Annotated in this window: 9 protein-coding genes and 1 riboswitch; of the genes, 4 read left to right on the top strand and 5 right to left on the bottom strand. The window is 63.3% G+C overall.

Going from position 1 to position 12,682, the window contains the following annotated elements:
- Positions 1 to 22: 22 nt before the first annotated feature.
- Both BBJ66_RS20270 and BBJ66_RS20275 read right to left on the bottom strand, forming a co-directional pair.
- The gene (locus BBJ66_RS20270) at positions 23 to 1,897 is read right to left on the bottom strand and encodes a methyl-accepting chemotaxis protein (RefSeq protein ID WP_071089235.1); all 1,875 of its coding nucleotides are present in this window, start codon (positions 1,895 to 1,897) and stop codon (positions 23 to 25) included.
- A 200-nt stretch (positions 1,898 to 2,097) separates the two neighbouring features.
- Positions 2,098 to 3,504 (bottom strand): MFS transporter, encoded by a 1,407-nt coding sequence (locus BBJ66_RS20275; RefSeq protein ID WP_071089237.1) that lies wholly within the window; start codon positions 3,502 to 3,504, stop codon positions 2,098 to 2,100.
- 171 nt (positions 3,505 to 3,675) lie between these two features.
- A riboswitch (cobalamin riboswitch) is annotated at positions 3,676 to 3,862 on the top strand.
- A gap of 42 nt (positions 3,863 to 3,904) precedes the next feature.
- Between BBJ66_RS20275 and bluB the strand changes: the two genes are divergently transcribed.
- Entirely contained in the window at positions 3,905 to 4,594 is a 690-nt protein-coding gene (gene bluB / locus BBJ66_RS20280) for a 5,6-dimethylbenzimidazole synthase (RefSeq protein ID WP_071089239.1), read from the top strand.
- Between the two features lie 22 nt (positions 4,595 to 4,616).
- Here bluB and BBJ66_RS20285 read toward each other — a convergent pair whose 3' ends face one another.
- On the bottom strand, positions 4,617 to 5,708 hold the full coding sequence (locus BBJ66_RS20285; RefSeq protein ID WP_049731999.1) for a DUF2865 domain-containing protein: 1,092 nt from the start codon (positions 5,706 to 5,708) through the stop codon (positions 4,617 to 4,619).
- A 153-nt stretch (positions 5,709 to 5,861) separates the two neighbouring features.
- Between BBJ66_RS20285 and BBJ66_RS20290 the strand changes: the two genes are divergently transcribed.
- Entirely contained in the window at positions 5,862 to 6,392 is a 531-nt protein-coding gene (locus BBJ66_RS20290) for a ribonuclease H family protein (RefSeq protein ID WP_071089241.1), read from the top strand.
- A gap of 46 nt (positions 6,393 to 6,438) precedes the next feature.
- Here BBJ66_RS20290 and BBJ66_RS20295 read toward each other — a convergent pair whose 3' ends face one another.
- The gene (locus BBJ66_RS20295; protein WP_071089243.1) at positions 6,439 to 8,751 is read right to left on the bottom strand and encodes an NADP-dependent malic enzyme; all 2,313 of its coding nucleotides are present in this window, start codon (positions 8,749 to 8,751) and stop codon (positions 6,439 to 6,441) included.
- 300 nt (positions 8,752 to 9,051) lie between these two features.
- Here BBJ66_RS20295 and BBJ66_RS20300 point away from each other — a divergent pair, with 300 nt between their 5' ends.
- A complete protein-coding gene (locus BBJ66_RS20300; RefSeq protein WP_049732002.1) occupies positions 9,052 to 10,491 on the top strand; it encodes an FAD-binding oxidoreductase in 1,440 nt (479 codons plus the stop codon).
- 216 nt (positions 10,492 to 10,707) lie between these two features.
- Here the strand turns inward: BBJ66_RS20300 and BBJ66_RS20305 are convergent, their stop codons facing one another.
- Positions 10,708 to 11,268 carry a TetR/AcrR family transcriptional regulator gene (locus BBJ66_RS20305; RefSeq protein ID WP_049732047.1) on the bottom strand — a complete coding sequence of 187 codons (561 nt, stop codon included), beginning with the start codon at positions 11,266 to 11,268 and terminating at the stop codon, positions 10,708 to 10,710.
- 194 nt (positions 11,269 to 11,462) lie between these two features.
- On the opposite strand from BBJ66_RS20305, the gene BBJ66_RS20310 reads away from it, so the two are divergent.
- Complete coding sequence (locus BBJ66_RS20310) at positions 11,463 to 12,680, top strand: efflux RND transporter periplasmic adaptor subunit (protein WP_184345535.1); 1,218 nt, start codon at positions 11,463 to 11,465, stop codon at positions 12,678 to 12,680.
- Positions 12,681 to 12,682 lie beyond the last annotated feature (2 nt).

Raw genomic sequence — 12,682 nt, forward strand, 5'->3', positions numbered from 1 at the left:
AGCTTATCGAACTAAGACGAGGTCAGAACTCCTCCCAGGCACCGGGAGCAGCGGCAACGGCGGCATTTCCTGCATGCCGCTGCACCAAGGCTCTGGGTTCGGGGTGAGATTGACGAACGAGCTGAGCGGGTTTGGGCTGGCTGGCGGCAGAGGCGCCGACAGTGAACCGGCCGGCCGAGTCCTGCAGAAGGCGTCCCTGCGTGCGCAGCTCCTGGCAGGCGGCGTTGGTCTCCTCGACCATTGCTGCATTCTGCTGCGTGGCCTGGTCCATCTGATTGATGGCGCCGTTGATTTCCTGCAGGCCGGTCGCCTGTTCGCGATAGGACTGGACGATCGAAGCGATGCTGTCGCTGATGCGGTTGATCTGCTCCTCGATCTTCAAGAGGGCATCGCCGGTTTCGTTCACCAGCCCGACGCCGGCCGCCACTTCCTGGCCGGAGACATTGATCAGATTCTTGATTTCCTTTGCCGCATTAGCGGAGCGCTGGGCGAGTTCGCGCACTTCCTGCGCGACGACCGCAAAACCCTTGCCGGCTTCGCCGGCGCGCGCCGCCTCGACGCCGGCGTTCAACGCCAGCAGGTTCGTCTGGAACGCGATTTCATCGATGACGCCGATAATGCGGCCGATCTGGCTCGATGAGGTCTGGATCCGGTCCATCGCCCCGATCGCATCGCGTACCACGGTCGCCGAGACATGGGCGCTGCGCTTCGTTTCCTCGACCAGCTTGCCGGCATTTTCGGCCCGCTGCGACGATGTTCTGACTGTCGTGGTCACCTCATCGAGTGCCGCGGCGGTCTGTTCCAGAGCGGCTGCCTGTTGCTCTGTCCGCCTGGCGAGCTGATCGGCGGAGGATGCCAGCTCGCTAGAGCCGCCTTCAACCGCGACGGAGGCGGTCTTGATCTCGGTCAGCGCGGCTGCGACCGCGTGGACCATGTTGTTGAAATCCTGCCGCAATTTATCGAATTCAGGACCGAGATCGGCGAGCTGTATCGAAAAGTCGCCGGCGGCGAGCTTTTCCAGTTCATTTGCGAGCGCTGTCATGACCAGGCGCTGAGCGTTGCTGGTCTCTTCCGTCAACAATGCGTTGCGTGCCCGTTCGGCATCGAACGAGGCGCTCTGCTCGGCAGCGGCCTGCTCTCTTTCGATCTTGGCAATCGCCTCGTTACGGAAAACTTCCAGGGCACGCGCCAGGAAACCGATCTCATCGCCATTTTCCCGGTAGGTGACGGGAGAGGCCAGATCGCCTTTCTGCAAGGCGCTAATCCGCGCGCTGAGAATTCTGAGCGGGCGGCCGACGAGGCTGCGCATGGCGAGAAGGAAAGCGACAACGGCCATGGCGGTGATCGCGAACTGCGTCAGCAGCGAGATCAGCACTTTCTGCTTGACCTCAGCAGCGATTTTTTCGACCGACCAGTTGGTGACGACGTAGCCGGTGGCCTTGCCTGATTTATCCAGCGGAAGCGGCGCGATGATCGTCACAACACCGGCAGATATTCCGCTGTCATCGATCGTCGTTTTCTCAGGTTTGGCGCTGAGGCGCTTCGCCAGATCGGCAGGTGCGGGCAAACCGTCAACGCCGTCGCGCGTCCATGTATCGACGGCCGCAAGTTCGGCGTTGAAGGCGGCAAACTGAACAAGGTCAAGCGTGGGATCGTCGCGATACAGCGAATAGGCCTCGCGAACAGCATTCGCCTTGCCCCATTTGACGCCGCCGGCGGCCAGAGAGGCGAACTGCTCCACATCCTTGGACCAGTTCGCCTTGGCGCCATCGATCAACGCCTTGGTTTCGTACATCCACGTATAGGTGGCAAAGGCGGAGATGCCGCAAAGGTTGACGGCCACGATAATCGCCGCCAGCTTGGCTGTCAGAGGCATCGCTTTTAAAAATTGGAACATGCCGCGGGGGCCTCGAAACGCGGGCTCAGTCGGCTATGGTCCCGACCAGCCTATCAATACAGGCATCCACGCCGGCGGTCGCAGCATGAGCACTCATACCCATGTCCCCCTTGCGACCCAAAACGAGCAGACGCAGTGTGTCTTCGATGTGTGAATAAATCATAAAGTAGAATGGGATACCGAAGCGGCGGCCTGCGGGATCAAGGGCTGTTTTCCGCCATGGCCTCTTCCGGCTCGGCCTGGCGGTGCTTACGGCGGCGTGTCGTCAGTTCCGCGCCGGCGTCGCGCGGCAGGCGCAGGAAGGTGATGCAGGCGAGCGCCGAGATTGCCGAGACGCTGAAGAAGGCGATGTGGAAATCCGAAACCAGCAGCCTGCCGCCATGAAGACTGCTCGAAATTTCGAGGATGCCGCCGGCGATCGCCACACCCATCGCCATGGAGATACGCTGGGCGACGGCATTGATTGCGGTCGCCTGGCTGCTGTCGGCATCGTCGACATCGCCGAAGGCCATGGCATTGACGCCCGAGAAGGCCATGGAGCGGAAGAGGCCGCCGATCAGCAGGCAGGCCATGATCAGCGGCAGCGGCGTCTCAGTGGTGAAGAACCCGTTGATGCCGAGGAAGATCGCCGCCAGCAAGGTGGTGATCGATATGACGGTGCGGAAACCGAAGGCATTGAAGGTGCGCGAAGCGGCAAATTTCGACCCCATCGAGCCGAGCGCGCTGACGAAGGTGACCGAACCCGATTGCAGCGGCGTCAGGCCGAAGCCGAGCTGCAGCATCAGCGGCATCAGAAAGGGCAGGGCGCCGAGCCCCATGCGGAAATTGGAGGCGCCGAGGATCGCCGCCCGGAACATCGGGTAGTGGAACATTTTCGGATCGAGAAGCGGATAGGGCGCGCGGCGGGCATGCAGGAGATAGAGGAGGCCGGCAAGGATGCCAATCGCCACCGTGACGTAACCGTAGATGACGGGCACGGCGGGAAGGCTGATGACCGAGAGGCCGAAGACGAAGCCGGAAAAGCCGATGCCGCAAAGGAAGAAGCCCGGAAAATCCATCGGCCGTGGGCTGCGCGGTTCGACCGCCGGCAGGAAACGCGTGACGAGGATGATGCCGAGCACCCCGATCGGGATGTTGATCCAGAAGATCCAGTGCCAGCTGAGATAGGTGGTGAGGAAGCCGCCGATCGGCGGCCCCATGATCGGGCCGATCAGCGCCGGAATGGTGAGCCACGCCATGGCATCGACGAGTTCGTGGCGCGGCGTTCCCCGGACCAGCAGCAGGCGGCTGACCGGCGTCATCATCGAGCCGCCGGCCCCCTGGATCAGCCGCGAGACGACGAAGGCCGCGATCGAATTGGAAAAGGCGCAGGCGACCGAACCCACCATGAAGACAAAGATCGCCATGCGGAAGATGTTGCGCGCACCGAAACGATCCGACATCCAGCCGCTGATCGGAATGAAGATCGCCAGCGCCACGAGATAGCTGGTGACGGCAAGCTTCAGCGCGATCGGCGATGTGCCGATATCGGCGGCTATCGCCGGCAGGCTGGTGGCAATCACGGTCGAATCCATCTGTTCCATGAACAGGGCGACCGCAAGGATCATGGGCGTGAAGCGGGGCACGGGCAACCGGGGTGCAAAGAGACAAATCGCGGCGCCATGGGCGTCGGTCGGGATCTGTTGAGTTCTACGGGAGCGATGCGCAGCTGTCCACGCGATCGATGTCACATACGGGTGAACGCGGCATGAGGCCGCTTGCCGCAGAGCCGGTTTGCTGAAATAGATGCGCCGTCAGGTGCCCGCTTTTCAAGCGGGAGAATCGGGAATCCGGTGCAAGACCGGAACGTGCCCAACGCTGTAAGGCCGACGTCCGCCGTTTTATCATGCCACTGGCTTTTGCCGGGAAGGCTGCGGCAGACGGGTGACGCCAAGTCAGAAGACCGGCCTGGCAAGATAGACCCAACCCGCGCGGACGGCGGGCGGTTGCGTTGTTGGGGATTTGACGATGCGACCCTTAGATGAGGATGCCCTGTCAGTGGCGTCCGGTTTTTCCTCGGCCGAACGCGAGGCCGTCTATCATGCGATCATGACGCGGCGCGACGTTCGCAGCCAGTTCCTGCCCGATCCCTTGCCCGACGATGTGGTGGCGCGGCTGCTGACGGCCGCCCACCATGCACCCTCTGTCGGCTTCATGCAGCCGTGGAATTTCATTCTGGTGAAAAACCCAACGGTGCGCGCGCGCGTCCGGGATGCCTTTTCGAAGGCCAACGAGGAAGCGGCATCGATGTTCGAGGGTGAGCGGCGCCAGGCCTACCGCTCCCTCAAGCTCGAAGGCATCGTCGAGGCGCCGCTCGGCATCTGCGTGACCTGCGATCCCACCCGCAGCGGCAGCGTCGTGCTGGGGCGTACGCATAATCCGCGGATGGATAGCTATTCCACGGTCTGCGCCATCCAGAATCTCTGGCTGGCGGCCCGCGCCGAAGGGGTCGGCATCGGCTGGGTCAGCATTTTTCGCGAGGGCGAGCTGAAGAGCATTCTCGGCATACCCGAGCATATCGAGGTGGTCGCCTGGCTCTGCGCCGGTTTCGTTGATCGGCTCTATGACCAGCCGGAACTATCGGTCAAAGGCTGGCGGCAGCGGCTGCCGCTCGAAGAACTCGTCTTTCACGACGGTTGGGGACGCAACGAGCCGTAGCCAATCACTGCTGCTGCGGCTGCTACTGCTGCGGTTGGGGGCCAGGTGCGGCGGGATTGGCGAGATCGATCGAGCCCTGGTCGCCGGCCAGAAACTGCGGGCCGACCTGGCGGACCTTGTTTTGCGTGGGGTCGTAGGGGCGATCCGGCACCGGTGTCTGCGGCGCGGCTGGTGTCGCGGCGGCCTTCACCGGCGGATTGGTGCGGATGGTGGTGATCGAGCCCTGCTGCGGCGGTTGGCTTGCTGCCTGCTTGCCGCGCATCTCGTCGTAATAGGCGGTGAGATTGCAGGCGCAGGCGTTCTTTTCACCGGGCGCGCGGTTCTTGTAGGCGAAGGCGTTCTTCATGGCGCTGTAAGGCGTGCCGGTTGCGACCGAGATCATGTTCGAGGCTTCCGTGCTCGTCACCTCGCGATAGAAGAGTTCGGTCTCGATCCCCGGGCACATCTTGGCGCAGGTCTCAGCGTCGCGGCCGAAATCGACCGAGGTGGCGTTCGAGCTGATCGGGAAGAAACCGCCATCGCAGCTGCGCACGCACATGGTGCTGACCGGCGACAGCATCTCGGCCCGCGGCAGGCCGTAGCGCGGATCGGCCTCCTCGCCGCCGCCGAGCGGAATGAAGGTATCGGAACGCATCGCCTGCTCCTCGACGCTCGGGGCAGGCTCGTCGGCGCTGCGCTCGTCCGGCGCATAGAAATTCTCGCTGTTGCAGCCGTTGCTGTCGAGCGCGGCCATCAGTTCGCGGCGGTCGTCATCGGCGCCGTTCCGGCCGGTCAGCTCGTTGCGACGGTCCTGGAGATAAGCGATATTGTCGATCATCCGGCCTTCGGCCTGTGAGAGCTCGGCGCAATAATCGGCATTCTCGCCGCCGATCACCACCATGCTGCCAGAGGTGCAGCCGTAACTGCGCATGTCGTTGCGAACCTTGCGCAGTTCGAGGTTCTGCTCGGCCATGGCGCTGGCATATTGGCGGGCTTCCGGGCCATTGCCATTGCCGATCGATCGCGGCAGGTCGGCGAGGCGGCCGCGCAGGTCCTCGCAGATGGCATTGGTCTGCGCGACGGCGGGCGCTGCGAAGGCGAGGAGAAGGGCGAGAGACAGGTTTCGGCGTTTCACGGCGTCGTCCCGGAATGAGCAAACGGTCGGTGGGTCGAATGCGACTTCAATCGGCCGCGCGTTTTCCCTTAACGGATTTCTCTTAATAAGCTCAGAGAAAATATTAGCGTATTTTCCTGATCTTATCCAGCAATCGCCCGAGACTCGGTTAAAATGACAGGCATTCCCGACGAGACCCGATCCTTTGCGCCGACATCAGGCGTCTCGGAGACCCAACACGGCCTTCACCTCTTCGCGGACGGTTGTTTTGAGCCCGGTTCCGGGCATGGAGGCTGGTCGTTTGTCGCTTATCGCGATGGGGTGGAAATCGCCTCCGACTTCGGTGGCGTCAACGATTCCAGCAATAATTCCATGGAATTGACCGCCGTTCTCAGGGCCGCCATGTGGGTCAACAGCCAACCGACCGGCGAACCCGCGACCATCTGGTCCGACTCCGTCTATGCCGTCAAAGGCTGCAACAGCAGGCGACATATCTGGAAGAATAACGGCTGGAAGAAAAGCAGCCCGAATGGACAGGGGCGAAGGCGAATGATCGACAATGCGGACATCTGGAAAGCCGTCGATCTTCAGCTATCCCAAAACGCCCAGGTGACCATTGCCTGGTGCAAGGGGCATTCGGGGATTGCCGGTAACGAGCGCGCGGACGCGCTCGCCGATAGAGGACGCCTGTCGATCCGGGGCTGATACGGCGCTGGCCGATTTCAGGCGTCGTTGCTCGGCCGCAAGCGGCTTACGCCGGCTGCGATGCCTCGACGACGGCGAGTGCGGCCATGTTGACGACGCCGCGGGAGGTGACCGAGGGGGCGAGGATATGGGCGGGCAGGGCGGTGCCGAGCAGGATCGGGCCGACATGCAGGCCGTCCGTCATCGATTTGACCACACCGAGCGTGATGTTGGCGGCGTCGAGGTTCGGGAAGACCAGCAGGTTCGCCTCGTCATGCAGCGTCGTATCAGGCATGACGCGTTTGCGCAGCTCTTCGGTGATGGCGCTTTCGCCGTGCATTTCGCCGTCGACTTCGAGATCGGGGGCGGTCTCGCGCACGAGCTGCAGGGCATTGCGCATCTTGGTGGCGCTTTCGGATTCGCGCGAGCCGAAGTTGGAGTGCGAGACGAGGGCGGCGCGCGGGGTGATGCCGAACCGGCGGATTTCCTCGGCCGCCAGCACCGTTGCCTCGGCAACCTCCTCGGCGCTCGGGTTGAAGGTGACGTAGGTGTCGGTGAAGAAGGTGGCACCGCGCTGCGAGATCATCAGGCTGAGGGCGGAGAAATCACGGACATCCTTGCGCTTGCCGATGATCTGGCGGACGTCGCGCAGGTGCTTCTCGTAGCGGCCTTCGAGGCCGCAGATCAGCGCATCGGCTTCGCCGCGCCTCAGCGCCAGCGCGCCGATGACGGTGGTGTTGGTGCGAACGATGGTGCGGGCGGCTTCGGGGATGACGCCGCGGCGGCCGACGAGGGAGAAATAGAGATCGACATATTCGCGGAAGCGCGGATCGTCCTCAGGATTGATGACCTCGAAGTCCTGCAGCGGCCGGATACGCAGGCCGTAGCGTTTGAGGCGCGTCTCGATGACCTGCGGGCGGCCGATCAGGATCGGGTCGGCAAGGCCTTCCTCCAGCAGAACCTGGGCGGCGCGCAGCACGCGTTCGTCCTCGCCTTCGGAGAAGATGACGCGCTTGCGCTCGGCGGCCTTGGCCGCGGCGAAGATCGGCTTCATGACGAAGCCGGAGCGGAAGACGAAGCGGTTCAGCTGATCGAGATAGGCGTCGAAATCCTGGATCGGGCGGCGCGCCACGCCGCTCTGTTCGGCGGCCCTGGCAACGGCAGGCGCGATGCGCAGGATGAGGCGCGGGTCGAAGGGCGAGGGGATCAGGTAATCCGGGCCAAAGACCGGGGTCTCGCCGGAATAGGCGCGGGCGGCGACATCGGACGGTTCCTCGCGGGCAAGCGAGGCGATGGCGCGCACGGCGGCCATCTTCATTTCCTCATTGATCGTCTCGGCGCCGCAATCGAGCGCGCCGCGGAAGATATAGGGGAAGCAGAGGACGTTGTTCACCTGGTTGGCGAAATCCGAACGGCCGGTGCAGATCATCGCGTCGGGGCGGGCGGCACGGGCGAGATCCGGCATGATTTCGGGCGTCGGATTGGCGAGCGCCATGATCAACGGCTTGTCGGCCATTTGCGCCAGCAGTTCCGGCTTCAGCACGCCGGCGGCCGACAGGCCGAGGAAGACATCGGCGCCGCCGATATTTTCGGCGAGCGTGCGGGTGTCGCTCTTCTGGGCATAGACGGATTTCCATTCGTCCATCAGCTCGGTGCGGCCCTCATAGACGAGGCCTTCGAGATCGTGGACCCAGATATTTTCGCGTTTTGCTCCGAGGGTCACCAGCAGGTTGAGGCAGGCAAGGGCGGCCGCACCCGCGCCTGAGGCGACGATCTTGACGTTTTCGATCGCCTTGCCGGCGAGTTCCAGCCCGTTCAGGATCGCGGCGGCGACGATGATCGCCGTGCCGTGCTGGTCGTCGTGAAAGACCGGGATCTTCATCTTTTCGCGCAGACGCCGCTCGACCTCGAAACATTCCGGCGCCTTGATGTCCTCGAGATTGATGCCGCCGAAGGTCGGCTCCAGTGAGCTGACGGTCGAGACCATCTGGTCGACGCTTGCCGCGTCGATCTCGATATCGAAGACATCGATGCCGGCGAATTTCTTGAAGAGCACGGCCTTGCCCTCCATGACCGGCTTCGAGGCCAGCGGGCCGATATTGCCGAGGCCGAGCACGGCGGTGCCGTTGGAGATGACGGCGACGAGATTGGCGCGCGAGGTATATTCAGCCGCCATCTCAGGATTGTCGCGGATGGCAAGGCAAGGGGCGGCGACGCCGGGTGAATAGGCGAGCGCCAGATCGCGCTGGTTGCCCAGCGGTTTGGTTGCCTGGATCTCCAGCTTGCCGGGGCGGGGATAGCGGTGGAAGAACAGCGCCTGCGCGTCGAGATCGCCGCTTGTCAGGTTCTTGTCCGTCTTGGATTTATCCTGGTGATCCATTGCCGCCTCCGTGCACGTCTTTTTCTGGAGTTCCCTCCATACATCAATCGGATACGGGCGACAGTATGGAAATGGGGGATGGGAGAAGTTTTCGCGAGGACTAGATTGTGCCGTGGGGTTACCCCCCTCTGCCCGGCATGGCAGAGGGGGGTAACCACGGCACACCCAATGCGTTCTTTGCGTGGAGTCTCATCGCGGCGGGAGCAACTAGCTAATCCTTTTTGAAAACTTGTTTGGCGACCACGGCAGGCGCAATATGCCGCCGCGACGGTGCGGGGCGCCGGTCGCATGGAGGAAATCATGGACAATTTGAACCTGACGACCCTGCAAAAGGGGCAGACGATGGTCAATGATGTGGCCATCGATGCGTTTGCCGCCGGATTTCGCGGTAATCTCCTGACCAGTAAAGACATGGATTACAACGAGGCGCGGGCGATCTGGAATGCGATGATCGACCGTCGGCCCGGGCTTATCGCGCGTTGCGCCGGGGCTGCCGATGTCGTGCGCGCGGTGCGGTTTGCACGCGACAACAATCTGCTCGTTTCGGTGCGCGGCGGCGGCCACGGCATTGCCGGCAACGCCGTCTGCGAGGGCGGCGTCGTCATCGACCTGTCGGCGATGAAATCGGTGCGGGTCGACCCGGAGACGCGCCGCGCCAGGATCGAGCCGGGGGCAACGCTTGCCGATATCGACCAGGAAACGCTGGCCTTCGGGCTGGTACTGCCGACCGGCATCAATTCCACCACCGGCATTGCCGGCCTGACGCTCGGCGGCGGCTTCGGCTGGCTGACCCGCAAATTCGGGCTGACGATCGACAATCTGGTCTCGGTCGATGTGGTGACGGCCGACGGCGAACTGGTCAAGGCGAGCGAGACGGAAAGACCGGACCTCTTCTGGGCACTGCGCGGCGGCGGCGGCAATTTCGGCGTCGTCACCTCTTTCGAGTTCCAGCTCAACCCGCTCAAGACAGAGGTTCTCGCCGGACTGGTGGTGCATCCCTTCGCTGACGCGGAAAAGGTGCTGAGGGAATATCGGCAGGCGCTGGAAGCCGCACCCGATGAACTGACCTGCTGGGTGGTGATGCGCCAGGCGCCGCCGCTGCCCTTCCTTCCGGCCGAATGGCACGGCAAGGAGATCGTGGTGCTCGCCATGTGCTATTGCGGAGACATCGCGGCCGGGGAAAAGGCGACGGAAAGATTGCGGGCGATCGGAAAACCGATTGCCGATGTCGTCGGCCCAGTGCCGTTTACCGGCTGGCAGCAGGCATTCGATCCGCTGCTGACGCCAGGTGCGCGCAATTACTGGAAGAGCCAGGATTTCGCCTCGCTCTCGGATGCGGCGATCGACGTTCTTCTCAACGCCGTGCGCAGGCTGCCTGGCCCGGAATGCGAGATATTCGTCGGCCATGTCGGCGGCGCGGCCGGCCGCATTCCGACCGAAGCCACCGCATTTCCGCAGCGCAACTCGCATTTCGTCATGAATGTGCATGCGCGCTGGCGGGAGGCCGGGATGGACGCAAGCTGCACCGGTTGGGCGCGGGAACTTTTCGAAGCAACCAAGCCGCACGCAGTCGGTACCGCCTATATCAACTTCATGCCTGAGGACGAGGCCGATCGGGTCGAAATGGCCTACGGCGCCAATTACGGGCGGCTTGCCGAAATCAAGCGGCGTTACGATCCGAACAATCTGTTCCGGATGAACCAGAACGTCAAACCGATGGCGGCTGTGCGGGCTGCCTGAAGGGATACGGAACCGGCAGTCGTAAAACCCCTCCCCAACCCCTCCCCACAAGGGGGAGGGACTAACGCGCGGCGCCACCTGAGGCAGACATCGGCCGTTCCGCGGATGACACGATGATATGGAGTACGCCGGCACCGCATCTAAGTCCCTCGCCCTTGTGGGGAGGGGTTTTTCCGTAGGTTTGCGAGCGCCGGACGGTGACAGGCCGGTTGCGCGTCACTTAGTGGTGAGCTCGATCAACTCCTGCAGCAGAGCCGTGTCGTCGGACGCGGCTTGGTCGTCGGGCCTTAGAACATGGGTCAGCCAGGCCCCGTCCGCCGCCAGGCGGACGATCTCGAGCCGCGTGCCCGCATCCGTTCCGGCGTGTCTGGCGAGCCGGTCATTGATCCATTTGTGCCAGAGGCTCTTGGAGTAGGGGTCGGCAAGCACGGTCATGGTTTGCGCCGACCACGGGCTGCTGTTGAGGGCGCGGTCGGCAAACAGGGTGCGGACATAGGCGCGGGTGAACGTGCCGTGGCCGCCGCTATCCCTTTCCAGCTCTTCATCGATCTCGCGGTCGAAGCTTTCCATCATGCCGTCGAAGACGGCCTCCACGAGAGCTTGTTTATTCGGGAAATGGTGAAACAGGCCTCCTTTGGTGACGCCGGCAGCACTGGCGACCGCCTGCAGGCTGACGGCGGGCAGGCCGTGCTCCAGCGCCAGCCGGGTGGCGCAATCGAGGAGAGCCTGGCGCACCACATCCGGCTGTTTCTTTCTGTTGCGGGGGCTATCTACCAATGCATGACCTGTGTTCGAGATAAGATTCGCGAAGAGGAAACCGGAGGGGATCATTATCACTCCCGGGATCACCGGGCTATGGCACCTCGAAAAGTGATGCAGCTATCATACCAACCGGTAGGTATCTTGAAAATCGAAAAAAGATCGACTATCTGTCGGCTCAGGAGGCCCGCCGAACGTCATTTCGGCGGGCTATGCTTTTTTGGACCTCAGCGGGACCGTCAGGAAGGCTTGTGAACATGTTTTTTCATACGAAATCATTGCGTTATGCGCTGGTGCTGGCGCTGTTCCTCGGTGCAGGCCCGCGGGCTTACGCTCAGGAAGGCGGCGCCATGCCGCCGGCTGCCGTCAGCGTGCTGACGTTGAATGCGCGTCCGGTTCCCGTTGTCAGCGAATTGCCCGGCCGCATTGCCGCGACGCGGGTTTCGGAGGTGCGGGCCCGGGTCTCCGGCATCCTGCAGGAGCGGGTCTTCGAGCAGGGCAGTCTCGTTCATCAGGGCGACGTGCTCTACCGGATCGATCCGGCCCTGTTCCGGGTTCGCGTCGCAAGCGCCGAGGCAAGCCTCGAGCGTGCCGGGGCGACGCAGCTGAATGCGCGCCAGCAGTTGGATCGCCAGAAGTCGCTGCGCGACCGCGATGTCGCAAGCGGGGTCGAATATGATGCGGCCGCTGTCGCCCTTGCCCAGGCCGACGCCGATGTCGCGCTGGCGCAGGCGGCACTGGACGAAGCGAAGATCAATCTAGGCTATACCGACGTCCGGGCGCCGATATCAGGCATCATCGGCGGCGCGCTGGTGACGGAAGGTGCGCTGGTGACGGCCGATGCCGGCGATGCGCTGGCGATGATCCAGCAGATCGATCCCGTCTATGCCGACTTCACGCAATCCTCCGGCGCGTTGCTGGCGCTGAAGCGGGCGGTCGAAAACGGCAGCCTCGCCTCGACGGAACCGGGCAAGGCCGACATCAAGCTGGTCTTCGACGACGGCACGGTCTACGGCCAAGCCGGAAAGCTGCTCTTCCGCAGCGCCAGCGTCGATGCGACGACAGGCCAGGTCACCCTGCGCGGCGAATTCCCCAATCCCAAGGGCGATCTGCTGCCGGGTCTTTACGTCAGGGTCCGCATCGAGCAGGCCGTCCGCGAGAAAGCGATCCTCATCCCGCAGCGCGCCGTCATCCGCGCGGCCGATGGCAAGGCGCAGGTCTATGTCGTGGAAGAGGGAGACGTGGCGCAGCCGCGCGATGTCGAACTCGGTCAATCCTCCGGCAATGAATGGGTGGTCGAAAGCGGCCTGTCCGCAGGCGAACGCCTGGTCGTCGACGGCGTGCAGAAACTGCAGCCGGGCGCCAAGGTTGCGCCTGAGGAGTGGCGTAGCGGCGAAGTCGCCTCAGGTGACGCCAGGAAGCCGGAGTAAGA

Origin of the sequence: Rhizobium sp. RSm-3 (assembly GCF_001854685.1) — a bacterium.
GTDB lineage: Bacteria > Pseudomonadota > Alphaproteobacteria > Rhizobiales > Rhizobiaceae > Rhizobium > Rhizobium ecuadorense.